At 41.0% G+C, this 26,902-nt stretch carries 30 protein-coding genes and 1 tRNA gene; 21 read left to right on the top strand and 10 right to left on the bottom strand.

The genetic code is table 11. The features are described 5' to 3' along the window. Nucleotides 1-149: 149 nt before the first annotated feature. Nucleotides 150-809: a LiaF domain-containing protein gene (locus IRQ78_RS10595; protein WP_194442075.1), complete on the bottom strand. Its 660-nt coding sequence runs from the start codon at nucleotides 807-809 to the stop codon at nucleotides 150-152. A 330-nt stretch (nucleotides 810-1,139) separates the two neighbouring features. On the opposite strand from IRQ78_RS10595, the gene IRQ78_RS10590 reads away from it, so the two are divergent. From IRQ78_RS10590 to IRQ78_RS10575, 4 genes are read left to right on the top strand one after another with little or no spacing between them, the layout of a single operon-like run. Further along, complete coding sequence (locus IRQ78_RS10590) at nucleotides 1,140-1,706, top strand: BON domain-containing protein (protein ID WP_054552867.1); 567 nt, start codon at nucleotides 1,140-1,142, stop codon at nucleotides 1,704-1,706. Between the two features lie 57 nt (nucleotides 1,707-1,763). Beyond that, nucleotides 1,764-1,922 (top strand): YqaE/Pmp3 family membrane protein, encoded by a 159-nt coding sequence (locus tag IRQ78_RS10585; RefSeq protein ID WP_064971745.1) that lies wholly within the window; start codon nucleotides 1,764-1,766, stop codon nucleotides 1,920-1,922. 21 nt (nucleotides 1,923-1,943) lie between these two features. Beyond that, entirely contained in the window at nucleotides 1,944-2,126 is a 183-nt protein-coding gene (locus IRQ78_RS10580; RefSeq protein ID WP_054552866.1) for a hypothetical protein, read from the top strand. A 50-nt stretch (nucleotides 2,127-2,176) separates the two neighbouring features. After that, nucleotides 2,177-2,386, top strand: a complete 210-nt coding sequence (locus IRQ78_RS10575) for a hypothetical protein (RefSeq protein ID WP_054552865.1) — start codon at nucleotides 2,177-2,179, stop codon at nucleotides 2,384-2,386. Here IRQ78_RS10575 and IRQ78_RS10570 read toward each other — a convergent pair. Then, nucleotides 2,371-4,395, bottom strand: a complete 2,025-nt coding sequence (locus IRQ78_RS10570) for a methyl-accepting chemotaxis protein (RefSeq protein WP_138599295.1) — start codon at nucleotides 4,393-4,395, stop codon at nucleotides 2,371-2,373. The genes IRQ78_RS10575 and IRQ78_RS10570 overlap by 16 nt on opposite strands. A gap of 112 nt (nucleotides 4,396-4,507) precedes the next feature. Here IRQ78_RS10570 and IRQ78_RS10565 point away from each other — a divergent pair, with 112 nt between their 5' ends. Next, nucleotides 4,508-5,278, top strand: coding sequence for a Rossmann-fold NAD(P)-binding domain-containing protein (locus IRQ78_RS10565; protein WP_194442074.1), 771 nt, complete (start codon nucleotides 4,508-4,510; stop codon nucleotides 5,276-5,278). Here the strand turns inward: IRQ78_RS10565 and hutC are convergent, their stop codons facing one another. Next, complete coding sequence (gene hutC, locus IRQ78_RS10560) at nucleotides 5,279-5,986, bottom strand: histidine utilization repressor (protein WP_194442073.1); 708 nt, start codon at nucleotides 5,984-5,986, stop codon at nucleotides 5,279-5,281. Nucleotides 5,987-6,128: 142 nt separating this feature from the next. Here hutC and hutI point away from each other — a divergent pair, with 142 nt between their 5' ends. Continuing rightward, entirely contained in the window at nucleotides 6,129-7,370 is a 1,242-nt protein-coding gene (gene hutI / locus IRQ78_RS10555; RefSeq protein WP_054552861.1) for an imidazolonepropionase, read from the top strand. A gap of 121 nt (nucleotides 7,371-7,491) precedes the next feature. Further along, nucleotides 7,492-9,162, top strand: coding sequence for a GGDEF domain-containing phosphodiesterase (locus IRQ78_RS10550; protein ID WP_194442236.1), 1,671 nt, complete (start codon nucleotides 7,492-7,494; stop codon nucleotides 9,160-9,162). Between the two features lie 50 nt (nucleotides 9,163-9,212). Here the strand turns inward: IRQ78_RS10550 and IRQ78_RS10545 are convergent, their stop codons facing one another. Beyond that, nucleotides 9,213-10,133, bottom strand: a complete 921-nt coding sequence (locus IRQ78_RS10545) for an esterase/lipase family protein (protein WP_194442071.1) — start codon at nucleotides 10,131-10,133, stop codon at nucleotides 9,213-9,215. Nucleotides 10,134-10,556: 423 nt separating this feature from the next. On the opposite strand from IRQ78_RS10545, the gene IRQ78_RS10540 reads away from it, so the two are divergent. Next, nucleotides 10,557-11,144: a YceI family protein gene (locus IRQ78_RS10540; protein ID WP_194442068.1), complete on the top strand. Its 588-nt coding sequence runs from the start codon at nucleotides 10,557-10,559 to the stop codon at nucleotides 11,142-11,144. Then, on the top strand, nucleotides 11,144-11,662 hold the full coding sequence (locus tag IRQ78_RS10535) for a DUF1285 domain-containing protein (RefSeq protein ID WP_054552857.1): 519 nt from the start codon (nucleotides 11,144-11,146) through the stop codon (nucleotides 11,660-11,662). Before IRQ78_RS10540 ends, IRQ78_RS10535 begins: the two co-directional genes overlap by 1 nt. A gap of 4 nt (nucleotides 11,663-11,666) precedes the next feature. Here IRQ78_RS10535 and yihA read toward each other — a convergent pair whose 3' ends face one another. Beyond that, the gene (gene yihA, locus IRQ78_RS10530) at nucleotides 11,667-12,314 is read right to left on the bottom strand and encodes a ribosome biogenesis GTP-binding protein YihA/YsxC (protein WP_138599290.1); all 648 of its coding nucleotides are present in this window, start codon (nucleotides 12,312-12,314) and stop codon (nucleotides 11,667-11,669) included. A gap of 283 nt (nucleotides 12,315-12,597) precedes the next feature. On the opposite strand from yihA, the gene IRQ78_RS10525 reads away from it, so the two are divergent. The 3 genes from IRQ78_RS10525 (at nucleotide 12,598) to IRQ78_RS10515 (ending at nucleotide 15,092) form a co-directional block, all read left to right on the top strand. Next, a complete protein-coding gene (locus IRQ78_RS10525; protein ID WP_054552855.1) occupies nucleotides 12,598-13,230 on the top strand; it encodes a c-type cytochrome in 633 nt (210 codons plus the stop codon). 750 nt (nucleotides 13,231-13,980) lie between these two features. Further along, entirely contained in the window at nucleotides 13,981-14,580 is a 600-nt protein-coding gene (gene yihI, locus IRQ78_RS10520; RefSeq protein ID WP_054552854.1) for a Der GTPase-activating protein YihI, read from the top strand. Next, nucleotides 14,577-15,092: a DUF2489 domain-containing protein gene (locus IRQ78_RS10515; RefSeq protein WP_054552853.1), complete on the top strand. Its 516-nt coding sequence runs from the start codon at nucleotides 14,577-14,579 to the stop codon at nucleotides 15,090-15,092. Before yihI ends, IRQ78_RS10515 begins: the two co-directional genes overlap by 4 nt. Nucleotides 15,093-15,154: 62 nt before the next feature. On the opposite strand, the gene hemN is transcribed toward IRQ78_RS10515, so the two are convergent. Further along, entirely contained in the window at nucleotides 15,155-16,528 is a 1,374-nt protein-coding gene (gene hemN, locus IRQ78_RS10510; protein WP_194442066.1) for an oxygen-independent coproporphyrinogen III oxidase, read from the bottom strand. Nucleotides 16,529-16,802: 274 nt separating this feature from the next. Between hemN and IRQ78_RS10505 the strand changes: the two genes are divergently transcribed. The 4 genes from IRQ78_RS10505 (at nucleotide 16,803) to IRQ78_RS10490 (ending at nucleotide 18,936) form a co-directional block, all read left to right on the top strand. Next, nucleotides 16,803-16,879: transfer RNA gene (locus IRQ78_RS10505), tRNA-Ile, on the top strand. A gap of 249 nt (nucleotides 16,880-17,128) precedes the next feature. Next, entirely contained in the window at nucleotides 17,129-17,836 is a 708-nt protein-coding gene (locus IRQ78_RS10500) for a hypothetical protein (protein WP_054552831.1), read from the top strand. A 21-nt stretch (nucleotides 17,837-17,857) separates the two neighbouring features. Further along, nucleotides 17,858-18,361: an RNA polymerase sigma factor gene (locus tag IRQ78_RS10495; protein ID WP_194442064.1), complete on the top strand. Its 504-nt coding sequence runs from the start codon at nucleotides 17,858-17,860 to the stop codon at nucleotides 18,359-18,361. 5 nt (nucleotides 18,362-18,366) lie between these two features. Then, a complete protein-coding gene (locus IRQ78_RS10490) occupies nucleotides 18,367-18,936 on the top strand; it encodes a hypothetical protein (RefSeq protein WP_194442062.1) in 570 nt (189 codons plus the stop codon). Here the strand turns inward: IRQ78_RS10490 and IRQ78_RS10485 are convergent. Then, nucleotides 18,921-19,826, bottom strand: coding sequence for a LysR family transcriptional regulator (locus IRQ78_RS10485; protein WP_194442059.1), 906 nt, complete (start codon nucleotides 19,824-19,826; stop codon nucleotides 18,921-18,923). The two genes, IRQ78_RS10490 and IRQ78_RS10485, sit on opposite strands and share 16 nt — an antisense overlap. A gap of 108 nt (nucleotides 19,827-19,934) precedes the next feature. Between IRQ78_RS10485 and IRQ78_RS10480 the strand changes: the two genes are divergently transcribed. Beyond that, complete coding sequence (locus tag IRQ78_RS10480) at nucleotides 19,935-20,954, top strand: NADP-dependent oxidoreductase (protein WP_194442057.1); 1,020 nt, start codon at nucleotides 19,935-19,937, stop codon at nucleotides 20,952-20,954. Nucleotides 20,955-20,967: 13 nt separating this feature from the next. Further along, the gene (locus tag IRQ78_RS10475) at nucleotides 20,968-21,669 is read left to right on the top strand and encodes a hypothetical protein (protein WP_194442055.1); all 702 of its coding nucleotides are present in this window, start codon (nucleotides 20,968-20,970) and stop codon (nucleotides 21,667-21,669) included. A 45-nt stretch (nucleotides 21,670-21,714) separates the two neighbouring features. Here IRQ78_RS10475 and galE read toward each other — a convergent pair whose 3' ends face one another. Next, a complete protein-coding gene (gene galE, locus IRQ78_RS10470; RefSeq protein ID WP_054552825.1) occupies nucleotides 21,715-22,728 on the bottom strand; it encodes a UDP-glucose 4-epimerase GalE in 1,014 nt (337 codons plus the stop codon). Nucleotides 22,729-22,957: 229 nt separating this feature from the next. Between galE and IRQ78_RS10465 the strand changes: the two genes are divergently transcribed. Further along, complete coding sequence (locus IRQ78_RS10465) at nucleotides 22,958-23,461, top strand: DUF3016 domain-containing protein (RefSeq protein ID WP_194442053.1); 504 nt, start codon at nucleotides 22,958-22,960, stop codon at nucleotides 23,459-23,461. 73 nt (nucleotides 23,462-23,534) lie between these two features. On the opposite strand, the gene IRQ78_RS10460 is transcribed toward IRQ78_RS10465, so the two are convergent. Then, the gene (locus IRQ78_RS10460) at nucleotides 23,535-24,584 is read right to left on the bottom strand and encodes a formimidoylglutamase (RefSeq protein WP_194442051.1); all 1,050 of its coding nucleotides are present in this window, start codon (nucleotides 24,582-24,584) and stop codon (nucleotides 23,535-23,537) included. A 5-nt stretch (nucleotides 24,585-24,589) separates the two neighbouring features. Further along, nucleotides 24,590-25,087: a ribonuclease E activity regulator RraA gene (rraA, locus tag IRQ78_RS10455; RefSeq protein WP_054552822.1), complete on the bottom strand. Its 498-nt coding sequence runs from the start codon at nucleotides 25,085-25,087 to the stop codon at nucleotides 24,590-24,592. Between the two features lie 212 nt (nucleotides 25,088-25,299). On the opposite strand from rraA, the gene IRQ78_RS10450 reads away from it, so the two are divergent. Next, complete coding sequence (locus IRQ78_RS10450; protein WP_187489774.1) at nucleotides 25,300-25,836, top strand: phosphatase PAP2 family protein; 537 nt, start codon at nucleotides 25,300-25,302, stop codon at nucleotides 25,834-25,836. Further along, on the top strand, nucleotides 25,833-26,882 hold the full coding sequence (locus IRQ78_RS10445; RefSeq protein WP_138599281.1) for an MJ1255/VC2487 family glycosyltransferase: 1,050 nt from the start codon (nucleotides 25,833-25,835) through the stop codon (nucleotides 26,880-26,882). The genes IRQ78_RS10450 and IRQ78_RS10445 overlap by 4 nt, the downstream gene beginning before the upstream one ends. The last annotated feature ends 20 nt before the right edge of the window (nucleotides 26,883-26,902 follow it).

The raw sequence follows: 26,902 nt of genomic DNA, 5'->3' as shown, positions 1-26,902 counted from the left end.
ATTAAATGTCTTTGATGTAGGCGTGAAATTTATTTCGCGCGTTATCTTATTATATTGCGCGATGTAAAACTGCGGCTACGATAACTCGCACCTAGCACCTAGCACCTAGCACCTAGCACCTAGCACCTAGCACCTAGCATCTCACAACTTTACCGCACCTTATTCATCTCTTTCCAACTGGCTTTTAGGCTGTTGGCGAAGCTGATGAACTTTTCTTTCATGGTACGTTTAACTGAAATCTCGACTGAGCCTAGCCATACATTACCTTCAATAGTGATGGTTGGGCCTTGGCCTTTGTTTAAGGCGACTGATTTGTTCTCTACGCTACCAATTACGCTAAATAATTTTGATACCACATTTACATGTTCTGGTACGTAGATTTCATCGTTACCTAAAATACAGTTCACGTAAATGGTGACGTGCTGATGTTGGAAAATTGCTTCGCTAAAGTCGAGTTCAATTGAACCTAAGCAGTTGGTTAGGTGAATTTCTTTTGGTACTACCCATTGGCCGCTGCGCTCATTTGAGCCCAGAATACTGCGTAGCTGCAGGCTTTCGTTGTCGCTGCTGTGGCTGTAGTGAGGTTTAAATTGCGCATGCTTTTGCGATTTGTAGTCAATATCCGCTTTCAGATCTAAATCAGCAACAAGCTCAACCAGTACTTCGTTGCTGGTGGCTTCCATTGCCTGATCTAGGCGGCGTTCAAATGCTTCGGCTGAAATAACAGCATGACTGTAGTTATAAATGAGTTGATCAATGACTTCTTCTCTTACTTGATCGATTGGGCGGTCTTCAAGTTTAACGGCCATGGTAGTTCCCTGTTGTGATTTTAAAGGTGATTCTTTAGTTATTAATTACAAAGCAAAGCTTAGGCCAGATTTTATTTCTATATAAATCATGAGGTTGTCTTTTTAGACGAATAAGCAATTTCGTTAAATTAACCACAGATTAATAAAATCAGCAACTAAATGGTTATTTTTGCAACATCGTGAACTTCTTACCGAGCAGCTTGTAAATCTTTACCGAAATGAATATAAATCACCGCTGAATAGGTTTTTAACCTGCTGAAATTTAAAGAATAAATAGTTGGCATCATAGTCGCATTACTTAAACTGTCTTTAATCAAAAGGAGAAAGATTATGAACACTTTTAACAAATCTATGATTGCGGCTTTAGTAATTGGTGCAACTAGCATGTCAGCTCAGGCAAGCAGCTGGGAAAATGAAAGTAAAGATGCTTGGATTGATGGTAAGGCGGAAACTGTGCTTCTTATGAACACAAACCTTAACAACTTTGACATCAACACTGATGTAACGAATGGCAAGGTTGTACTTACAGGTAAAGTTGATAGCGAATTAGATAAAGAGCTTGCTGAAGAGTTGGTTCTTAGCCTAGACGGTGTTAGCTCTGTTGATAACAAACTAACGGTTGTTAAAAACATGAAAGCTAAGCACATGAAATCAGACAAAGCTGATTCTGCAGAAAGCGACTTAACCGATGCAAAAATCAGTACTGTAATCACCACACGTTATTTATTTAACTCAGAAGTAGGTGGTACAGATATCGATGTTGATACCGACAACGGTGTAGTAACACTAAAAGGTACTGTTGAGTCTGATGCAGAAAAGCAATTAGCGGTAAGCATTGCTGAAAACGCTGAAGATGTTCGCAAAGTAATCGATGAATTAACGATTGTTGCTGAATAATAGCAAGCCCTATATAGCCCAGCTTTGGCTGGGCTTATCTTTTTCAAGGAGTGAGTCATGGATTTAATACGTATTATTTTATCGGTTTTAATTCCACCTCTCGGCGTATTTTTACAGGTAGGTTTAGGTGCGCAGTTCTGGATTAATATTCTTTTAACTCTATTAGGGTATATTCCAGGTTTGATTCATGCTGTGTATATCATCGCTAAGCGATAATCACCGCATTAATCTACAAGGATGGGTAATGGAGCACAGCAAGGAAGGGCTGTAGGAGTAACGGACGATAAACCGCAAGGAGTTTACAGTATGGATAATGTAACTAAGCACAAAGGACAACAAGGAAGTAACAAGGCGTTATGGAGTAGCGCACAATGGCAACGCTTTATGGATAAGGTGAATGGAGATGACAGCAAGGATTGAGCTTAGGCTTGGAGCCCAAACGGATGAAGCTAGCGTAAGGAGGAGACTATATGGAACAAGTACAAACGCAATCAAAACAAGGATTGACCAATAATGGAGTTGCTTTATGGAACAAGCAACAGTGGCACGAATTTATGGAACACGCGAAAGCGGTTGCACCACGATTAACAGGGAAGGCTGACGATAAAAACCCGATGTCATCTTCAGGTGACATCGGGTTTTTAACTACTTCAGCAATTTATCTTTATAACTTAAATTGATTTACTGTCTTATTTAGAGACTCTGCTAACTCATTCAAATCACGTGCTTCATCCGCCAATTCATGGGCATGATCTGCAGTGCTATTCACTAAGTGATTAATCGCTGCCAAGCTATTGTTAATATCTTCTGCAACCACAGTTTGCTGCTCTGTCGAAGTCGCAATTTGATGACTTTGATCTTGCACATTTGTCACAGATTGCGCGATATCTTGCAATGCTTGCAATACAATTTGTGTTTGCTCAACTGAGCCTTCAGCACGCTCTTGACCTTGCTGCATCATTGTTGATGCTTGTTGGGCAATTTGCTGTAAACGGCTGATCATGTTGCGAATATCATCAGTAGATTCTTGCGTTCTGCTTGCTAGTGAACGAACTTCATCAGCAACAACTGCGAAACCTCGGCCTTGCTCGCCAGCACGGGCTGCTTCTATCGCCGCGTTAAGTGCCAGTAAGTTGGTTTGCTCAGCGATTGAGTTGATAACATCAACCACCGCGCCGATATTGCCACTTTCTTGCTCAAGACCCGCAACGACTTTAGACGCTTCACCAATGTGACTTGCAAGAGCGGTCATGACTGACTGAGCTTGAGTTGAGCGCTTAGTGCCATCTGCGGTAATGGTTTGCACTTCTTCAGCTGCATTATTGGTATGTTGCGCGTTACGTGAAATTTCGAGAACAGTTGAGGCCATTTCGGTTACTGCCGCACTTACGCTATCAACTTGTTGCTTTTCTTGCTGAATTTCATCATTGGTTTTTTGCGATACGGTTTTCAATTGGGCTGCGGCTTGGCTTAATTGCTCAGCTTGAGCTGCAGTATTTAGCATCATTGCACGTAATTTATCGATGAAAGTATTCATGTGATGAGCAAGCTGTCCTACTTCATCCTGACTTTTTATCTCGATTTTTTGTGTTAGATCGCCATCACCTGATGCGATATCACGCATGATGTAAGTGAGTTTAGTCAGCGGCTTGGTGATCATTTGCGTGGCCCAGAAGATCATCGCAATAATAATCGCAAGAATGATGATCACGGATGTTGTGGTTGTCATCACCGCATCATTTACTGGCTCATCAATCATACTGGTCGGAATTAAAATACCCACATACCAATCAAGGTAAGGGCTTTCTAATTCAAGGCGATTGTATACAACGTAATATTGCTCGCCTTTGAATGTGACAAAGCTGCTACCCTCTTTTTGGCTTTTCATCGCGCGGTTTAATTCGCTAAAGCCCGAGGTGTCGTTAAATTGCTTTTCGAGGGCATCTAAGCCTTCTTTGCCATTAGGGCCTTCGTCTGTGATAGATAGTTTATGTCCAGTTCGTTTTGAAAAGTGCACTACTTTCTGGTTGCTGTCGAGTAAAAAGCCAAAGCCTTGGCCATCAAATCGAATAGCTTCAACCATGTCGTTGATATTATTAAGCTGTAAATCAACACCACCAAAACCAACAAGCTTGTTTTGTTTATAAACTGGCTGTTGTACAACTGCAGAGGCGATACCTGTGGTTAAATCAACAGAAATAGGGCCAACATACAATTTATTAATTTTTAATGCATCTTGCCACCAACCACGTTTGTAGGCGTAATATGGTTGGCCATTATAAGTGGCGGTACGCTCGTTTTCTTTGAAGTACTCACCTGTGGTCGCAGAAGCAAAGAAGGCTGATAAAATGTTATCATCGTTACCACTAATACGAACAAAATCTTGATTAACGCTGCTGTAACCAGGCTGACTATCTAAGCTTTGATCGCGCTGAGTCCAGTTATCGAACCAGTTAACTAAATGCGGGTTTGTTACAAAGGTTTCGACAACTTTGCCGTATTTGGCAAAATAGGCCTGCATTGACAGTCGCTCACTTTGCAAATAGCTGTCGGCTTCGCGTTGAATTGCATGACGTGAGAGATCAGCAATATGGTTTACAAAAAAGCTAGACGCGATGATTAGTAGCACACTTATCGTCCCGCCAATGAGCAGAAGTATTTTTTTACGTAAAGAGAGGTTGTTTAACATAGTGCACGCGTTTTTATTATAGGTTAGAGTTATCTATCTAATCATATTTGCACCTAAATCGCTACACTGTTAAGCGAAGGTTAATAATAAATACTAAGGGGCAGTTGAGTAAATGAGTACTGAAAATAATAAACTGGTTGTTTTAGGTGCCGGCTGGCTTGGAAATGCACTTTGTGTTGAGGCAAATAAATTAGCATGGCAAGTACAGGGAACACATCGCGGTGGCGAGCACGAATATGACTTTCAGCGCCAGTTTATACTTGAAGGTGATGTGCTCAAGCATGAGCTGTCGCTTGAAAATGCTTGGTGGGTCTGCGCTATTCCACCGCGTAGTCGTAGCTCAGAAAGTAACTATTTAGCGACTTTGCAAGCAGGGCTTGAACTTGCTAAGCAACTAAATTGTAAAGGCTTTATTTTATGTTCTTCGACAGGAGTTTATCCATCTAACAATGGTCAATATGACGAAACTACAGAAATTATTTGCCAATCAGCACGTCAACAACAGCTATATGATGCTGAACAGTTAGTGCTAAATGCTGGTGGTAAAGTATTGCGCTTGGCTGGTCTTGTAGGGCCTGGGCGCGATCCGGGTAGGTTTGTTGCCGGTAAAGAACTGACTAGCTCAAGTCAGCAAGTGGTAAACATGGTTCAGCAGCAAGATGTGATAGCGGCGATTTTTTCAGTACTTGAAAATTGGTCAAACGCGAGCAGTATTTATAATGTGGTTAATCCGGCACATCCTACAAAAGCAGATTACTACCAACAAAAATGTGCTGAGCAGGGCAACCAGCCACCGACTTTTACTAGTCATGATAAAGGCGAGCGTCTTATTGATGGCTCAGCGATTGAGTCACTGAATTTTCGTTATCAAGCGCCTATTTAGTTATTTTTTAAAAGTAAGGTGGCCGCCTAATCGGTATTTACTGCCTGGTGATACTAAACGGGCAAAGCTCACAATACCTTGTGATGACCAAGTTCGGCGGATCACTTGTAAGCATGGCTCTTCGTTATAAAGGTTCAGCCATTCGCACATTTCTTGGTTGGGCATAATCGCTTCGACTGTATGGCGTGCCTCGGTGAGCGGGGCGTTTTGCGATAAGTATTCATGAGGCGTTAGGCTATGGAAATCCTGCTGTAAGTAATCTTTAGCAAGAGCGGGGTTCACAAAGCGTTCTTCAACTTGCAGAGGTTGCTCGTTTTCATTGTGTACAATCACACTTCTGTAAACATGGCTGTCGACCTCGACACCCAAAGCAATCGCAATTGGTGCTATAGCGCTTATAGACTCCATTACTAAAATGGTACAACTATAGTGGTTACTTCGCACTTTTACCTCATCAGCAATATTTTTAATTTCTAATAAAGATGATTGTGACTTAAAGCTAGCCACAAAAGTACCTAGGCCTTGGCTACGGGTTAATATACCTGCATCGGTTAATTCACTGAGTGCTCGTCTTGCAGTCATACGACTAACTTTAAACTGGTTGGTAAGCTCATTTTCAGAGGGCACTCGGTGATTTTCTTGCCAAGCTCCAGAACGAATATTTTCCAGAATGAACTCTTTTATTTGCGCAAATTTAGGAACACTCATTATGCGTGTATATGTGGTAAGTAAACAGTATGTTTGAAGGTGACATAATTATCTTGTATATACAAGGTGAGTTGATAAACTTTAAGCAAATTTAAACTTAGTCTCGTAATGGGCCTATCGCAAGTATCAATGTAGGTGAAAAATGCACACAACCAATAATGATCAAGCTTTCTGGGATTTAGTGATCACAGATGCCAACATCGCCACAATGGACCCAGCCATCGAAGCACCTTATGGTGCTATTGAAAATGCAGCTATTGCTGTTAAAGATGGCAAAATTGCTTGGTTAGGTGAGCAAGCCGATTTACCAGAGTTTGATGCGCTAGCTACGCCAACATTGTCAGCAAAAGGGCAGTGGTTAACCCCCGGGTTGATTGATTGCCACACTCACTTAGTGTTCGCGGGTAGCCGTGCAGAAGAATTTGAGCAGCGTTTACAAGGTGTAAGCTATGAGCAAATAGCTGCAAACGGAGGCGGTATTGCAAGTACCGTACGTGCAACGCGAGAAGCCGATCACGAAGCTTTATTTGTCAGTGCAAAAGAGCGCTTAAATGCATTATATGCAGAAGGTGTGACGACGGTAGAGATTAAATCTGGCTACGGTCTTGATTGCGAAAACGAAATTAAACTTCTCGAAGTGGCGCGTTTACTCGGTGAAAATCACCCTGTTGATGTTAAAACCACGTTTTTAGGTGCGCATGCATTACCACCTGAATATAAAGGCCGTAGCGATGAGTACATTGATCTGGTGTGCGGTGAAATGCTTGACCGTGTTGTTGAAGCTGATTTAGCTGATGCCGTTGATGCTTTTTGTGAAAACGTTGGCTTTAGTAATGAGCAAACTCGCCGTGTGTTTGAAGCGGCTAAAAAACACAACTTACCAGTCAAGTTGCACGCTGAGCAGTTATCTAATCAACATGGTGCAGAGCTTGTTGCTGAATTTAATGGCTTATCTGCGGATCATATTGAACACTTAGATGAAGCTGGTATTCAGGCAATGGCCAAAGCGGGTACTGCAGCAGTTTTATTACCAGGTGCATTTTACTTCTTACGTGAAACAAAGTATCCGCCAATTGAACTACTGCAGCAGTACCAAGTTCCAATTGCTATTTCAACTGACTTCAATCCGGGTACTTCGCCTTTATGTTCATTGCATTTGATGATGAATATGGCATGCACTATTTTTCGGATGACACCAGAGCAAGCATTAGCAGGGGTAACTCGAAACGCTGCAGGTGCTTTAGGACTTGATGATCGTGGTGTGTTAAAGGTAGGCGCACGTGCTGATATTGCCCATTGGCAAATAACCCACCCAGCACAATTAAGTTACCAATTTGGCGTAAATAAACTGTTAAATCTGTGGATTTTGGGTAGACTTAATTAGATAAGTCTTTTTTACGTAGTATTTTTACATGTCTTTGATTGCCAGCTTAGCAAGTAGTAGCGTGAGCCTTGCAAATTTAAGTAGCGATGTTGTGCCAGTGTTTTTAGCTGGTTGCGTTCTTATGGCAATGATTTGTGCCTTATGTGTTACTCAAAATTCTATTTTAAGGCTGAGCTTAGTCGTCAATGGCGTGCTTGGATTAGCAATTCTTAGTCTTGGCATGCCTTGGTTAGTGTTATTGTTAAGTGCAAGTGTTTGTTTTCATTTGTGGCAGGCATTTCGCACAACTAATTGGTTAGCAATCATTATTTCAGTTGTTGCTGTGATTGTATTAACAGTACTTTATTCAGCTCATTTATTGTTACATACTGCTCTTTACTGGCTTGTTTTTTCTGTCGTTATTTTGTGTATATCAGGCTTTTTTAACTATGAAGAACCTGAAGAAGAGCAGGTGGTCGTTGAGCCACTTCACACTGACGAGTTAGATGCGACACCTCTTACAGGCTTACCCGATCGCAACGCCCTAAAAAATAGCTTTATTGCTTGGACCGAGGAGCATGATGCTAACTGCGCGTTAGTGATGCTTCGCCTTGAAGGTTTTAACGATGTAAACCAACACATAGGTCGAGACTTTGGTGATTTGTTATTAGCGCAATCAGCAACCCGAATTAAACAGCAGCTCAATGTTGATAATGTTCTTAATATAGTGGGTAATTCAGGCAAAGCCGAAAAGTTGGCGCATTTAGGGGGCTTAAACTTTGCGTTTATTTGTTCATTAGAGGAACAAAAGCACCTTCATGAGCAACTAATTAGTCAAATTCGCCATGTTACTTTAAAGCCATTTAATGTTGCCAATTGCACCATTGAAGTTAAAGTTCGTGCCAGTTATGTAGTTTGTGATGAGCCTGAATACAGCTTTGAAAACTTCATTTCGTTTGCCAATCTAGCGCTTGATTCAAATCCAGACAAAGCGATTGTGCCTTATCATCCACAAATGATGATTGAGCAATTGGAGCAGCAAGCACGACTACGTGAGTTAGCACACCTTGATTTTGCAAGTGAACTAGAGTTGTATTTTCAGCCAGTTATTCGTAATAGCGATGAGCAAATCGAATTTTTAGAATTGCTGTTACGTTGGCAGCATCCTAAGCAAGGGATTCTTTCTGCGAATAAATTTATAGATGATATACGTGTTGCAGGCCTAAGCTATCCTGTTGCAGCTTTTGTTATTGAGCGTGCAGCAGAACTAGCTATGGCACTACGAATGGAAGGTATTGAATTACCTCTTAGTATAAATGTGTTTGGCCCTGAGATGCTGCACGAAGAATTTATTGAGTTTGTTGACCGTATCATGGCTGAGCATCGACTAGAGCCGGGTGATTTAATTATCGAGTGCCCGCTTGATTTATTTATGAGTTTAGATGATCAAGGTAAAGCGATGGTTGCAAGGCTCAATAGTATTGGTATTAAATTATGTATCGATGGTTTTGGTGACACACCTATTTGGCTAGCTAAGCTTCCGAATCTTAATGTTGAGTATATTAAAGTGGCGGCTTCACTTACCGCTGATTTTGCTCATCAAAGTCAAATTCGAAGCCTCGTTTCGGGCATGGTCGATATGCACAATCAAAATAATGCAAAAGTGATTTGTGAAGGAGTTGAAACTCTAGAGCAGCTTAAGTTTGTAAAGTCGCTTAAAACCTATGCTGCACAGGGCTATTATTTTAATTACCCATTGAGTAGTGTTGGTATGATGTCATGGCTTAAACAATGGCGTTTGGAGCACCAGTAAGCGTAATGCTGTGCTCTTCCTCTGGTAGGCTTCACGATACAACACCGCTTTTATAACCCTAGTTTCTGTAACCTTGTCACGTGGCTACGGTAAAGTTCAACTGGATCAACTTCACGAAAACTATGCAAACCAATAAATTGGTTAATCTCATCGAGATGATTCATTTTGTAATCATCTTTGATCACATGCCCTAAATGGCTACTACAGCGTGAAATGAGACCGTCACTGTGACCTAAAATAAATAATGAGCCAAATAACATGGATAAGTCACTTAAATCTAAGATATTAGTGAGTGTTTCTGTGCCGCTCCAAGAAAAGTAGTATACGCCATTGCTTGCAAGCATATTACCTTGTTCGCACTCGTTTTTGGGCAAGCCTTCGGGGTACTTTTGATTAAATGTTGCTGCTCCTTGTGTGCTTAAACTATTTATTGCACCGAGTGTATTTTGCGGTAATTGACTATTGCCTGATAATAACGAAATAACACCACCGAATGCATCGAATACTAATCGAGTTGTATATTCTGCTTGAGAGCCGGGTGTTAGCTCCTTATTAATAAGATCAATAATGCCACTGCCATAATTTGCACCGCCTACACTGGTAACTGAGGCAATTAGATCAGGCCTGATAGATGCAACATAGCGTGCAGTTTGCGCACCTTGACTGTGACCAATCAAGTTTACTTTTTTAGCACTAGTCAGAGCTAAGATTGATTCTATTTGAGTGAGTAATTGCTCGCCTCGGACTTCTGAACTATTGATAGCAGAAACGGCAGGTGTGAAGACTAAAGTACCATCTTTTTCCATAATTGTAGCGATATTGTAGAAGTAATCGATTCCGAGCAGGTTATCGAATCCCATTAGCCCATGAACTAAAACAACTGGATATTGGGTAGTTGTTTTTTTGGCATTGCACCAAGGGCTCAACAAAAAAAGTAAGGTAACAAATAAAATTAACGGGATTTTTTTCATACCTTTTACTCTTCTACTTCAATATTTATCACCAACAAGCCTTAAAAAAGCCTGATTTTAGTGCGCTTCTAATTCACCTTACCTCAAATTTGGGTTCTCTGTAATGTTAAATTAAAGTAAGCAGGAAAAGATGGTTTTAGTGTTTCGTTATATGTTTATCAATTTGTGTTTTTTCTGCGGTTAAGCAATTTATTTTTAATCTGGTATTTGATAAAGTCCGCGCCGTCCTCATCCTGTAGGACATCCTGTTGATGATGCATCTGAAAGGATGCAACGTATTGATAGCTTCTCCCCAGTTTGCTATAACGACTCACTCCTTGTTGAGTGAGTCGCTTTTTCTTTTCTTATCATACAATTCATTGCACAAATACACGCAAGTGATACCATCAAAGTGATTCTTATTTACTTTCGAAGGAATGCGTTATGTTTAAATCTTTGGCAATAGCTGCCTTTTCATTATCGAGTATTTTAGTTGCCCCTTTAGCCAGCGCAAATTGGCAAGTTAATAATGAGCAAAGTAACGTAAGCTTTGTATCTATTAAAAAGAACTCTATTGCAGAAGCACATCATTTCAAAAACGTGTCGGGTACACTTAGCGAACAAGGTCAATTTAAGTTGATGATCGACCTAACATCGGTTGAAACTCTGATCCCTATCCGCAATGAGCGCATGACTAAGTTGTTATTTGAAACAGCTAAATTCCCTAATGCAGTGTTAACTGCTGACTTAAACAAAGCGCTGTTAACGCTAAAACCAGGTCAAGATGTGCTGAAAGGGTTAAAAGCTGAATTAGACTTTCATGGTAACAAGAAAGAGCTAACGATTGATGTTCTAGCTAATATGTCAGCAAAGGGCGATATTAGCGTGTCATCTTTTACGCCAGTTATTATTAATGCGAGTGATTTCAAAGTAACAGAAGGCATTAGTGAACTACAAAAGCTTGCGGGCTTACCATCAATTGCAACGGCGGTTCCTGTAACATTTTCTTTGACGCTAGATAAAGAAAAATAATGCAATCACTTGCTGACTTAGAAGCCGCTCTTCAGACGCCCGATAAACCTTTTGATCAATGGCAGCCACAAAACTGTGGGCAAGTGCCAATAACGATTGATGCGCAAGGGCGGTGGTTTTATGGCGGCAGTGAAATAAAACGCGAGGCAATGGTTAAACTCTTTGCCTCTGTGCTTTGCAAAGAGGCAGATAGTTATTTTTTAAAAACACCCGTCGAGAAAATGGCCATCACTGTCATTGATGTGCCTTTTATTATTGTTGATTGGCGTTTTGAAGAGACAGAGCAAGGCCTTGCTCTATGTTGTGTCGATAATTTACAGCGCGCTTGGTTGGTATCAGCAAAGCAACCACTATTACTGAGAGAATTTGAAGGTGTCAGTGTGCCTTATCTTCAATTAGCACATGGCTTGGCTGCGAGGGTATCGAGAAATGTTTATTATCAGTGGGCTGAAATAGCCTGCTCAGATGAGCAGGGCTATTATATAGAATCATTAGCCAAGCGTTATTACTTGGCCTAAGCACTTAGTCTTCTGGTTGTTCGTCAGACTCAGGTGCTTGCGCTTCAATAGGGCCTAAAAACCACTCATCGAGCTTTTTAGCAACTTCAGGTAAGCCGGTGCCTTTTAGTGAAGAGAAGGCATGTACTGTAATATCACCGTCTAAGCTACTTAACTCACGACGAACTTGTAAAACTTGAGCTTTACGCGCGCCTTGTTTTAGCTTGTCGGCTTTAGTTAATAGTGCCAGTACTGGAATTTCGCTGCCCACCGCCCAGTCGATTAAGTCACGGTCTAAATCTTTTAACGGGTGGCGAATATCCATCAAAACAACGATACCTTTTAAGCTTTGACGTTTTTGTAAATATTCACCTAGCGATTTTTGCCACTTCTTTTTCATTTCGATAGGCACTTTCGCAAAACCATAGCCCGGCAAGTCAATAAGGCGCTTATCGGCATCAAGTTCAAAGGTATTGATCAGCTGAGTACGACCAGGTGTTTTAGAAGTACGCGCTAACTTTTGATCAGTTAACGTGTTTAAAGCACTTGATTTACCCGCATTAGAGCGACCAGCAAACGCGACTTCAATCCCCGTATCAGCAGGTAAGCGTGAGATATCAGGTGCGCTGGTAACAAAGGACGCAGTATTGTATTTGATACGAGATTTGAGCACAGGCTCTCCTAGTCTTTTATAAAAAATAACAAACAGTGGCTAATTTCCACTTAAGGCACGTATTTTATACTATTAAAGCAGCATTCAAAAGCGTATTTAAGCGTGCTAAATTGGCTTTAAATTAGGAAAATTACTAGGTGTAAACTTAATCTAAGTCAAATCCCTATAAATTATGAGCTTAATGTGGGCAGAAAACGTGCCAGAGAATTTATTATCGTGTAGAATATAGAAATCACAACATCCATATTGTAGATGATACAGGGTCGGAAACAGAGAATTCACCATGAAAAAAATAGCACTATCTTTAACTATATTGCTTGGTACGTTGTCAGCAAGCAACGCAACAGCATTTGATGGCGATGTAAACGCAGGTAAAGAGAAATCGGCAACGTGTGCGGCTTGTCACGGCCCAGACGGTAATGCACCGGTTAATATCTACCCTAAAATTGCAGGCCAACACGCAGATTATATCTATAAACAATTACAAGAGTTTAAATTAGGTATGACATCTGGCGGCAAAGAAGGTCGTATGGATCCAGTAATGAGTGGTATGGCTATGCCGCTTAGCGATCAAGACATGAAAGACCTAGCAGCTTACTTCTCTTCTTTAAATATGTCTGAAGGTGCAACACCTAAAGATGTAGTAGAAGTAGGTCAGCAGCTTTATAAAGCCGGTGATGCAGAGCGTGGTATTCCAGCATGTGCTGCGTGTCACGGTCCTCGTGGTAACGGTACATCACTAGCTAAATTCCCGAAAATTTCGTTCCAACATCCAGAATACATCAAGTCACAACTTGAAAAATTCCGTGATGGTACGCGTAATAACGACTTAAACGGTATGATGCAAGACATCGCTAAAAAGCTAACAGACAAAGACATCGAAGTACTTTCAAAATACTTAGGTGGCTTACACTAAAGTCTGATTGCGGAAAGAAATGCTCCGCAGTAGTATGTAAAGAGTTTGAAAAAGCAGCGCAAGCTGCTTTTTTTGTACCTAACGTATGTCGAAATTTCCCACTCCCTTGTGAGACATTGACCATATCTAGCTGTAAGCCAAGTCTTATTTTTATTTCACTATTTTTGCTAAGTCTTTGTTATTAATTAAAATGACAATGTTGCAATAAGTCATCTGTAAGAAAAATTATATAAATTAGTTGTAACAATTTTATTAATAAGTAAATTAACCACTGTCGCTGAGACAGCAAAAACAACATGGACAATGTAATAAGGAAAGTAACTGCGGCAAATCTTTAGGGGTTGACACTAGTTAGGTGTCCTAAAGGAAATAACAAAAAAGTGTCAGGATTGACCGAGAATAATAAAAGCTCATGGAAGTTTAATAATAAAAACAAAATGGAATGCTACACGGAAGGTTAAAACAATAACAAAATGGATAAACAATAATAATAAAAATAATAAAGACTAAAAAGTCGAAGGGAGAAGTGTCCAGATAATTGGCGCTCAGATTAGTAGGCGGTAGAGATGTTTTCTCTACCGCCTTTTTATTTGTCCTGTTACAATAGCCACCGTTTGTACTAAAAGTATGAAAAGTGCGCAGTTCGTCAAGTTGACCAACCACATCCGCACATCGAATTCTTCTGGTTATGCCAGCATTACAATGCCACAAAGGCGTTGTGCACAACCTCTTAAGTGAGATGATCAAGATATGAGTAGAAAGAAAAAGTCGCGTAAAATTCCATCGAATGGTCCTGTACGTCTGAGCAAAGAAAAGCTTAGAGAGATGCGCGCGTTAAAAGAGCAGCGAGTTAAAAAGACCAAAGGTGCTAAACCTGGCTCTCGAAATGCACCTGATGCACAAAATGCAGAAAACACTGCTGCAAACAATCAACCGAAAGATAAGCGTGTTGGTAGTAAAAAGCCAGTTTCTTTAGTTGCGCCTAAGGCTGAGCCGAAAGTTGAAATGAAACGCAACTTAAAGCCTATGGTTGAGCTTAAGAAAGTGACTGAGCCTGAACTAACACCAGAGCAAGAGTTAGAAGCGCTAGAGAATGACGAGCGTCTACTTAAGCTGGTTGAGCGTCATGAGCGCGGTGAGTTATTAACAGGTAAAGACGCTAAGTACTTCAATAGCCGTATTGCTCGCCACCAAGCACTTTGCGAGTTATTAGGCATTGAAGATGAAGACGAGTACGAAGATGACTTTGAAGATGATTCATACGATGAAGGTGAATCTGACTTCGATAAGTACTTATCTGATGATTTAGCCAACGAATGGTTTGATGACGAAGATGAGGATGAGCGATGAGCACAACCTTGATTATTGCCATCTTAATTGGTGCGGCAATTATCGCAGGGCTTGCGTTTTATGCAGGACAACTTCTGTATAAACTAAAAGAGCAAAATAAGCTTATCGCCAAGAAGCAAGCTGAGCATGAGCAAAAACTTGCGGCATCAAAAGCAAAGCGTAATGCAAAGCTAGCCGATAGCATTCATTTAATTGCCCGTGCAATGAATGAAGAGCAATGTGAGTTCTCAGAAGGCTGCTTACGTATTTGGGTGCTGATCTCTCAATATAGCTTTGCTGAAGAGTTTGAGCTAAGTGAGCGCTACCCAGGCATATTTAAAATGTACGAAGTCGTAAAAGATATGCCAACGCACGATGCCCGTAAGAAATACTCTAAAAAAGAGATTTTTAAAATGGACACTGCTCGCTGGCGTGCTGAAGAGCAACATAGCGATGAAATCAAAGCGGATTGCGCACGTATAATTGAAGAGTTTAAAGCCGCTCCAGGCAGCGAAAACGTAGTATTTAATTAAGTTGACGTACCGTTGAATTAAACAAAATAAAAAGCAGAGCCCAGGCTCTGCTTTTTGTTGGGCTAGATAACTCGTGAGAAACGAGTTTGCTTGATTTGTTGTTGTAGGTGCGCATCAAAGCACATACAAATAATACGAATAAACAAATTACCGCGCGCTGTTACTGTGATCTTATCTTGGCTAACAGACACCAAGCCATCAGCTAGTAATGGGTCGAGCGCCTGTAACGCCTCGCAGAAGTAGCTGGCAAAGTTGATATTAAACTGCTTTTCGATTGCTGGAATATCCAGCTCAAACTGGCAGATCAATTGTTTGATAACCGCTGCACGTAACGTATCGTCATCAGTTAAAGCAACACCTTTACAGATTGTACTACCAAAGCCTTCTTGCACGGCTTTGTAATAGTGCTTTAACTCTTTTTCGTTTTGTAAAATGGCATTGCCTATTTGCGAAATAGATGACACACCCAAACCTAATAAGTCACATTGGCCATGCGTTGTGTAACCTTGGAAATTACGGTGTAATTGACCCGCGTTTTGTGCAATTGCCAATTCATTGTCTTTACGGGCAAAGTGGTCCATACCAATAAACTGATAACCCGCCGCTAACATCTGCTCAAGGGTATTTTTGAACATAGTGAGCTTGTCGCCAGCAGATGGTAAGTCAGCGTCTTTAATTTTACGCTGAGCAGCGAATCTATCTGGTAAGTGGGCATAGTTAAATACCGACACGCGATCAGGGTTTAACTCTATCAGCTGCGCAATCGTCTCTTTAAAACTCTCTGGTGTTTGCAGTGGCAAACCGTAAATCATATCTGCATTAATAGACTTAAAGCCAAGTTCACGAGCCTCACTTATTAAACCTTTTACAGATTGCACGCTTTGTGGGCGATTAACTGCCAGCTGCACATCATCATTGAAATCCTGAATACCAAACGAGACACGATTGAAGCCAAGCTGACGTAGGTGAACTAGCATGCCATCAGCTAAAGAACGAGGGTCAATCTCAATACCGCGTTCGGCATCATCAGAAAAATTAAAATGCTGCTCAACCAGCGCCATTAAGCGACTCATTTGCTCTGCCGATAAGAACGTTGGTGTACCACCCCCTAAATGCAGTTGCTCAACGTTATAATCGGCAAAAAGTGTTGCTTGCTCAGCAATTTCAAGCGCTAAGTTATCTAGGTATAAATCGGCTTTAGATTGATGACGAGTGATCACCTTATTACAACCACAGTAATAACAAAGCTGACTGCAAAAAGGGATATGGATATACAGCGATAAAGAACGGCTTTTCGACGCTGCAATAGCGTTAATCATATCTTGTTGCTTATAACCATCAGCTAAAGACAATGCCGTTGGGTAAGATGTATATCGAGGCCCAGAAATATTGTACTTGTTGATCAGAGATTGATCCCAGCTTGGTAAATTTATCACAGTCAGCACTCCGCAATTGATTGAGCGGCTATTTTAACGAGTTTAGCAAGTTAGCTATTTGATCTAGAACAATGTCGGAGAATAGAAACGAATCGGCAATGCTTTAAGGTCGTTGTAAAAACAAAGAGTTTACTATTTGAGCAGTTGATTTAGTGATTGTTAAAATAAAGGGTTTTGCTAGTGACAAGGTTGCAAAAACTTTTTATACTGCATCCCGCTTTAGTCAGTCAAACCTGTTAAACGCATCAAAAAATTTAGCTTTCGCTAATACAATGGCCCCTTAGCTCAGTTGGTTAGAGCACACGACTCATAATCGTTAGGTCCCCAGTTCAAGTCTGGGAGGGGCCACCATTTTCTTGCTGTAAAAAACCAAAAACCAAAGCTTAAATCTATCTCAAGCAGCTGCGTTCCACTATTGTTCCACCTCTTTTTTATCTTTAAAGTTCAACGAAATAAAATTATTTTTTAATTTTTTAAAAATATTTTGTCAGGTTTTCTGTGTTTGTCTCGTCTATAGCTGCAAATGACACGAAGTTGTTCTATTTGGTGGTAGCGATAGGCAGTGTCTTATGTATCTATTTTTACGAAAAGGACAAACTCATGACGACTACAACATCAACTGTGAATACGCTAAAACTTGATTCAACAAATGCACCATTTAGTGATGCTGCTCTTTGGTTAAAAGAAGGGTGGGGGCTATTTAAAAAAGCACCGTTTAAACTTTTTTCACTTATGACGCTGTTCGCTATTGTGCCAGGTTTAGTGCAGCTATTACCTGCACCTACGGGTTTAACCGTATCAAAGTGGTTAGCGCCTATGTTAATGGCAACGGTGTGGCCACTGTTGTTTAACCTGAATAATCAGCAAGGCTTTTCATTTAAGCACAATGCAACATGGATGAAGTGGGGGCGAGTTGCCGTGTGGTCAGTTGTTGGTATTTTACTGGCGCTGGTGCAATTTGCTGTTGGGAGTACTTTGATTGGTAGTGAGCAGTTATCGGCTTTATTGTCAGGTCAGTTTGTTGATGTTGAGCGCTGGCGCGTAGGGGTCATGTTTGTATCAATTGTTCCTGTAAATATGTTGCTTATGTTTGTGGTACCTCTGTTACTTTTAAACAATGCTTCGCTTAGTGCAGCTGTTAAAGAAGGCATTACAACGGCACTAAAGGTGATTAAACCATTAAGCATGCTTTGTTTGATTAATATGCTCGTTACCTTTGCTGCCCCTTATAGTCTTTTACCTATGTTGTTGGTAGGGCCGGTATTAGCATGTACCTACTTTTGTGCCTATAATCGTTTGTTCAAATAATAATAAAAACATGGAAGTACAGTGAAAGCTGATGTTCAAATAAACACATTGCTGAATGAATACGCGCCGCTGTTGGCGCGTGTTGCTGCAACCTACGAGATCAATCAAGCGCTACAAGATGAGCTAATTCAAGAGATGTCGCTGGCTGTTTGGCGCGCTTTTGAAAGTAATGACTCATCACCCGATGTTGCCTTTCGGGGCGATGCCAGCATAAAAACCTATATTGCCCGAATAGCTCACAATAAAGCGGTTGATCATGTGATAAAAGAGCAAAACCGCAAAGAGGTGGCAAGCTCTGAAAGTATTGATTACACCCAAGCCTTAAGTGCGCATAAGTCACCAGACGACAGTTTAGATTTAATGGCTGCCCTTCGTAAATTAACGCTGAAATATCGGCAGGTGCTTGCTTTACAGCTTGAAGGGTTTAATCAAAGTGAGATAGCTCTAACGCTGGGACTGTCTGAAGATGCTGTTGCTAAACGTGCCAGTAGAGCAAGACAGCAAATTGCGAGCCTAATGGAGTAAATAAAGTGGATAAATTCGAAGCAGATGATCAATTAGCTAAGTGGCAGCAGGCATTTGTGCAAGCAACGCCGAAAGTGGATAGTGCAGCGTTAATAGCACAAACGCAAAAGTCGCGAACTAAGTTAAAGCTAAAAGGGTTAATCGACTCATTTTTAGGTGTTGTGGTAACCGTATTTTGTATTTACGCCATGTTGTTTGAGGCAAAAAATACCTATGAAACCATTATGTTTGCGCTATTAGTGCCTATTCCTCTAAGTTTTGGAATTTGGTCATACCGTTTAAGGCGAAAGCTTTGGCGAGCAGAAGCGCTAGACGTCAATGCAATGCTTAATTTTAAAGAGAATCAGCTGAAGCACCAAGTTCATTATTGGCATGTGAGTTTTATTGGCTGCGTTGTGCTTTGGTGCGCTTTGCTAATCGTTGCCTTGTTTAATATGGTTATGTTTAAAACATACAGCCTATGGCTTATCCAGCTTGGTATTAATGGCATTATCGTGCTGGCTGTTTATATACGCTATAAAAAATTAAAAACACAGCTAGCTGTAGCACTTGAGAGCATTCAAGCAATGCGCTGATGTGCGGCTCTCACTTTTACTGCGAATTGATTTAACCAGCCAGTAGCTAAACTTGGTTTGTAAACTAGCTCGAGGCGCTCTTGGCAAGTGTAGTTACAGTCTAAGACATCGATGACTTTGAGGGCTGGATCGTTTGCAATAAAATCAGGGACGTATGCTAATGCAATACCTTGTTTGACGAGTGACAGTAAGGTGCTGAAATCGTTGCAGCGATAACTTATGGTTCTAGGTACTTTGTCATCTCGCCAACCATCTGAGCCGATCCCCCTAGTTACGCCACAAAAGGGTGAAATACTCGGACAAGCAAAACTAAATTGAAAAAGCTCTCTGTTGGTGAGTGAACCCTTACTAAACTGTTCGAATAATGGATGCGAGTGCGCAGCTACAACCTTAAATGTTGTTGTGCCTAAATATATACGTTCAAAGTCACTTTGCAGTGTGCTTTCATTTAATGCCACTTCGGTAACTAAAGCTAAATGGGCATGGCCGCTGGCAACCTGTTCAATGGCTTGACCTTCCCAACTTGTATCAATATTAAATTGAAAACCTTGCTCATTAAATTGCGATAATAATAAAGGCAGGTAATGCTGTAACAGCAAAGAGGGGCCAGATAAGTTAACAACCGTATTTTTCGTGCTTCCATTAAACTCGCTGATAGCTTGATCAGCCTCATGAACCAAATTAAGCGCATAATGGCGAAATTTTTCACCTTGCTGATTTAGTTTTATATTTCGACCAATTCGCTTAAATAGTTGTGTATTTAGCTTAATTTCGAGCCGTTTTATGACCTTCGAAAGCGCACCAGGTGTGACATTTAATGTTGCAGATGCTTGCTGTAAGTTATTGTGCTTTGCGATGATCAAAAACTTTCGTAAATCTTCTGTATCCAAGTTTGCCTCTAATTCCAATATGGAAACGTATAGATAGTTTTAATAGCTTAATGGTTAATTGTTTAAGTGCAATAATTTCGTTATTAAATTTCATTAAATGAGAGAGCGATGACGTCTTACAATCTTAAGCAGTGGTTTTATGTTAAGCGCCCTGATGGACGTGTTAGTGAGCAGCATTATGCATTGCGAGAATCTGTAATTTCGCCGACATTGGCTAAAAACGAAGTGCTACTAGAGGCAAAGTATATTTCTGTCGATCCATATATGCGTATTCAACAAGCTGCTAAGCCGAACTGGGAGCAACCTCATGCATTAAATACAGTGCAAGGAGCTGCGGTTGTTGCTCAGGTTTTAAAGTCAAATAGCGAACGATTTAAGCAAGGTGATTGGGTAAGCGCTTATTCAGGTTGGCAAACTCATGCAGTTGTCCATGCCAATGAAATACAAGCCTTAAACCCTAATGATGCCGATGTAAAAACGGCACTAGGTGTTTTAGGTATGCCTGGGCGAACAGCTTGGTTTGGTTTAATGGAAGCAGGTAAACCAAAAGCCGGCGAGACGGTTGTCGTTTCAGGTGCTGCAGGAGCTGTGGGTTCGTTAGTTACTCAGTTTGCGATAAAAAATGGTTGTCGTGTTATTGCCCTAGCTGGATCTGAAGAAAAATGTACTTGGTTAGAAAAGCTTGGGGTCGCTTATGCGCTTAACTATAAGCAATTTGACTCAGCCCAACAGTTGCACGAAAGGTTGATGGAGCTTGGAGGTGTTGATGTTTATTTTGATAATGTTGGCGGGATGAACACTGATGCGGTGTTGAGCAGCTTAAACTTGCGTGCTCGCGTAGTGATTTGCGGGCAAATCTCGCAGTACGATGGTTCACTTGACAACCCCGAACTAGGCCCTCGCTTTCTTCATCAATTACTTTATAAACGAGCGACAATTCAAGGGATTTTAGCAAGAGACTTTACTCACCGTATGCCTGAAATGATTAATCATATTTTGCCGTGGTTAAAAGCAGGAGAGATCCAATTTAAAACAACCGAAATTAATGGCTTTGAAAATTTACCAAGCGCGCTTGAGGGATTGTTCGAAGGGAAGAATACCGGTAAAGCGATTGTTCGTGTTAAATAAAAGGTATTAAAAAATGAAAGCAAATTTCGCTGTTCTGTTGTTACTTTGTTGTTTAATTGTCAGTTTTAAAAGCGTAGCAAAAGAGGTTAAACATTTTCATGCGCATAGCCGAGTTGGCATGCATGGCATGGTGTTGTTCACCGATGGCGTTGAGCTCTATGCCAGCCACCTTCCTATGTACCACGCCCCGCATGATTATCAATTAATTTATCGTGTAGAAACTCGCTATGAGAAAGAACTAATTCGTTGGCTTACTGTGCAAGAAAGTGATTCAACTCCTCAGTATTTAAATTCGATGATCACTCTATTGCCTGCTAAGTTTGACTTGAATAAGTTAATTGCTGGGCAGACATTCAGTGTGCCCAGCCAGTTATTCTTTGGTCACTTCGAACGAGGCGGTAAAAAATGGCTAAAGGATGAAAACTTTAAGTTTGTTTCTCTTGTATATAAACGAGCACTGTCATCGGCTCAGCACGTGTCGCAACCGCGCTGGCAAAGAATAAATAAAGCGACAAATGAACAAGGAATACAAATATTGGTACATCAAATACAGGCCAGCCCGTCATTTGACGCCATTGTTTTAGTAAGAGGGTGTGAAGCTGAGCGTTTGCAGGTAGAAGTAAACGTGCCAACATTTACGCAATTATCTAATAGCTTTCAAGACTGTGAGTACAGCCAAATAGCCTATTTTGAAACGCAGGATTTTATAAAGTAGCAAGTAAAAAGGCACTTATTTGTAAGTGCCTTTTAATTCTTCTGACTATTTGTAACCGTTCGGGTTATTGCTTTGCCAGCGCCATGTATCTTGCATCATCTCATCGATGCCACGCTCTGCTTGCCAGCCAAGTTCTTTTAATGCTTTTTCTGGTGCTGCGTAACAAGCTGCAATATCACCTGCTCGGCGCGGCGAAATTTGGTATGGGACTGCTTGACCGCTGGCTTTCTCAAAAGCGGTAACCATCTGCAGTACTGAATAACCATTACCTGTGCCTAGGTTAAATACGTGCGCACCTGTATCACTTGCAATTCGGTTCAGTGCTTTTAAGTGACCTAATGCTAAATCGACAACGTGGATATAGTCACGAACACCTGTACCATCTACAGTATCGTAGTCATCCCCAAACACACCAAGCTTTTCTAGTTTACCCACAGCAACTTGCGAAATATAAGGTAATAAGTTGTTAGGAATACCATTAGGGTCTTCACCAATAAGGCCAGACTCATGTGCGCCTACAGGGTTAAAGTAACGTAAGATAACAAAGGCAAAGCGTTCATCTGATTTCGCGATATCTTGCAGCATCATCTCTACCATAAGCTTTGATGTGCCATACGGGTTAGTCGTGCCGCCAACTGGGAAGTCTTCGCGAATTGGTAAGCTTGCTGGGTCACCGTACACGGTTGCTGATGAGCTAAATACTAACTTAAACACGCCAGCATCACGCATAGCATCAACCAGAGTCAGTGTACCTTGTACGTTGTTTTGATAATACTCTATAGGTTTTACAACCGATTCACCAACCGCTTTTAAACCAGCGAAGTGAATAACACTATCAATCGTGTGTTCACTGAAGATTTTGTCTAAACAGGCTCTATCTAAAATATCACCTTGATAAAACGTGACGTCTTTGCCGGTGATTTGTTTTACGCGAGCCAATGACTCATTTGATGAATTGCTTAAATTATCAAGTACAACAACGTCTGTGCCTTGTTGTAGTAACTCTAAAACGGTGTGAGAACCGATGTACCCGGCTCCGCCGGTGACTAAAATGGTCATAAAATATCCATGAACTATACCTGGTTGAATTAGCCTTATTTCATCACATTTCGCGTTAAATTACATGAATAAAATGTGATTAAACTTCTTTCATAGAAATATCAGTGTCTTGTTTTTGATTACATTTTGCACCATATTGGTTACATCCAAGCGTTGAGTTATTAAGCTATAGTTAATTGTCAGCTGCTAAATTTTAATCAAAAGCTATTCCTGTTAAGTGGAGATAAAGATGAAAATTGTAAAGAAAATGGCCTTAGCAATGGTTATTGCACTACCTGCTTTTGCTCAAGCAGGGGAGGCTAAGGTTAAATGGCATGACTTTAACGATTACCGTGATGTGCGCCCCGGAAATAACTCACCAAAAGGTGCATTTCATAAAAACGTGGCAAAGAGCTTTGAGAAGCACTTTAACAAGCTTGCTGAACAGTTACCTGATGGCTACACCTTCAATGTGGAAGTAACAGAGCTTGACCTTGCTGGTGATGTGCGTTTTGGAACGATGAATGAACTGCGCATTATCAAGCCAATTTATTTCCCACGCATAGACCTTAATTATTCGATTACTGATAAAGACGGTAAAGTGATTAGTGAAGCAAAAGACGTAAAGCTTAAAGATATGGGCTTTATGGACCGCATGAAAATGGGGCGTGATGAAGCCTATTATTACGACAAGCGTTTAATTACTGATTGGTTTGAAGATGAGTTGTTGCCGTCGTTAAATCTTGGCGAATAAATCACCTTGTTTGCAGCAGGTGTGAATTTATTCGCAAAGTAGACGTTTCAGTAAGAATAGCGCCTAATGCAAGTTAAGAAGACTCTCTGGCTTGCAGGTAGGCGTTTACTAAAGCTGTGATTATTTGGCCTGCATCGTTCATACCTGTTTCTAAACTAACCGGGTGTTGTGATGGTGCGCCTTCACATAAATGTAAGTAGCGGGCTGTTGCTTGGCTGGCAGCTAAATGCACAAAGTGTTCTGCATCACTCACATTAAAACCACAGTTGGTGTATGCGCTAACTGGCATTAACGAAATACTGTCTAAGTCTACTTCTACGCCAAGCGAGGCATTATCAAACTGAGCTAGTGCGTGTTGACATGCTGAAGATAAATCAACTTTACGACGTACTTGAATGTCTTGGTAACTATCAAACGTGAAGTTTGCGTTTGTCAGGGCATCAATAATCGCTTGGTTATTTTTAAATTCGTGTAACCCCATCACGTGATAATCAGCGAGGTGGTTTTCGCTGTAAGCATATCTAAAGCCATTGCCACTATGGCGGCCTTCACACTCTCTGAAATCAGCATGAGGGTCTAAGTTAATAGCATTTACTGGTTTACCATCTTGCTTACTAAGGGCACGTAAAATACCTAAGCAGTTGTTGTGGCCGCCACCGATTACAATTGGCTCAAGACCAGCTTCAAAAATCATCGCAATCACTTGCTCAACGCGGGTGTCTATATCAGCGCATAATTCACGTAGTTTGGCTAAGTCGGCGTCGTTTTTATTATCAAGGTCAGCAGCTTGTTGGTTTAAGTCATCAAGGGCCACTTCGCCGAGTAGCAACACACGCTCGTGGTTTAAAAACTGGTTATGCGTTTGGTTTAAAAAGCGCTTTAAAAATGCTTGCCACGCTTGTCCTGAGCCACCGTTACCTAAGTTAGCGCGAGGGCCAATATCCTCACATACGCCAACTAAAACATAGCGAATACCGAAATGTTTTGCATCGATTAGTGCTTGTGGGGCGTTAACTTGAGTGTCGAGAAGGGCAAGGGCTTGCCAAGCTTTGAGTTCGTTAGCGCGGCGGACACATAAGTGCTTTACCGCCGCTTCATCATAAATTTTAAGGTAGTTTGTCACCGAGATTAGTCTTCTATTATTTCTAACTCTAATTCTTCAGCAGATAATATAATACCGGTGCTATCAGCGTAAACAAAGTCGTCATCAAAGAAAGAAACACCTGCGAAGTTAACGCCAATACCGTCTTCACCTGCACCTTCACTATCGGCAGCAACAGGAATAGAGGCAATTGCTTGAATGCCTAAGTCTAGCTCTTCAAGTTCATCAACATGACGAATAGCACCGTAAACGATAATGCCTTGCCAGTTGTTTTCTAATGCGATTTCAGCCAGCTCAATATCAATTAGGGCACGTCGGGTTGAACCACCACCGTCAATCAATAACACGCTGTCGGTGCCATCGGTTGATAAAATCTCGCGGATCAGCTCGTTATTTTCAAAGCATTTAACGGTTTTTACTCGACCACTAAAGCTTGGGCGTCCACCAAAATTGATAAACATTGGTTCGAGCACATCAACCACATCTGCAAAGTGGTCGCATAAATCAGAAGTGCTGTAATCCATTTTTTCATCCTCTAAAGAGACTGTCTGTTTAGTACTCAGTATACCCTGATACAACTCAATAACAACGACTTAATAGCGGATTATTGGTTTAAATCAAAGGAATTTTGTCACCGCAACATTAGTGTCTCAAAAGCGTCACTTAATTGTTATTTTTAGCGCCTAAGCTGAGGTGAGTATAAAAATTAGACGCAAAGTATGACAAGGAGCTCACCATGGCAAACAACATACTTACAAAATTGGCAAAGGTGGACGAACAGCTGTTCTTAAGTGTGTTTAATGATGCTTCGCCTGTGTGGTTAAGGCGATCAGCCATTGGCTTTTCAAAAAGTGGTGATGGTGGTCTTTATGTTGCACTATTTTTGAGCTTTTGGTGGTTTACGGAGCAAGCGCATTTTCAACATCTTGCAATGAGTCTACTGGTAGGTTTTGTCATTGAGCGACCTATTTATTTTTTAGTTAAAAAGCGAATTGCTCGGGTAAGACCTTGTGATTGCTTAGTACAAGGCGCTTATTTAGTGCCGAGTGATAGGTTTAGTTTGCCATCGGGCCATAGTGCGGGAGCATTTGTAGTGGCGACAATTTTAACTATGTATTTACCTGAATTTGCCGGTTTGTGGTTGGTTTGGGCATCAGGGGTCGCTGCATCTAGAGTGATTATTGGTGTGCATTACCCCGCTGATGTGGTTATTGGTGCAGTAATGGGCTCTAGTTGTGCAGTATTAGCTGTGATGGTGGTGGAGTCTATATGAGAATTTTGTACGGTATTCAAGGGACAGGCAATGGGCACATAACGCGTGCGCGTGTGATGGCTAGCACTTTTAGGGCTTTAGGAGTCGATGTTGACTATGTGTTCTCTGGTCGAAAAGAGCAAGACTACTTTGATATGGATGATTTTGCTGATTACCGAGTTTTTCGAGGTTTGTCGTTTACCAGTAAATCGGGGCAGGTTGATAGCTTTAAAACATTGAAAAATGCACGTCCACTACAACTAATTAAAGATATAAAAGGCCTTGATTTACGTCATTATGATTTGGTATTTAATGACTTTGAGCCAATTACAGCATGGGCTGCTAAACAACAAAATATTCCGGTAATTGGCATGAGTCATCAAGCGGCATTTTTATCTGATAAAGTGCCGATGTTTGGCCGCGCATTCTTTCGCCGTGCGCTGATCCGTAACTATGCGCCAGCCAGTGTTTATTTAGGCGTACATTGGCAACCTTATGCTGAAAATATTATCCCTCCATTTATTGCTACTCATCATCACGATAACCCAGTGATGGTTGAAAATAAGGTGTTGGTGTATCTGCCATTCGAAAATCTTAATAATGTGGTCGAGTACTTAAAAGATTTTCCTGAAAGAGAGTTTTATTGTTATCACCCGGATGCTCAGGATTGTTCAATTGGTAATATCCATCTGCGAGCACCATCACGCGTTGGGTTTCTAAATGATCTTGCTAATGCGGGTGGCGTGATTGGTAATGCTGGATTCGAACTTGCAAGTGAAGCATTACAACTTGGTAAAAAATTATTGTTAAAACCGCTAGGTAAACAATTTGAGCAAGGTATTAATGCACAGACTTTATTGTCGATGGGGGCAGCTCATGTGATGAGTTATTTAAACCCCAATGCGATGGATGATTGGCTGCAATCTCCACAGAATAAAAAACTCAACTTCCCAAGCGATCCAGCACCTTTGGTTGAGTGGATAAGAAAAAAGCAATGGGAAAAGGTGGATCAGCTCCATAAATACCTGTGGCAACAGGTTGATTTAGAACAAAAACTAATTGTTTAAACCTTCCTAATATTAGAAAA

The sequence above is a fragment of the Pseudoalteromonas simplex genome, assembly GCF_015278155.1.
GTDB classification, from domain to species: domain Bacteria; phylum Pseudomonadota; class Gammaproteobacteria; order Enterobacterales; family Alteromonadaceae; genus Pseudoalteromonas; species Pseudoalteromonas simplex.
Note: the sequence above shows the minus strand (reverse complement) of the source record. Positions and strands in the feature narration are given on the sequence as shown.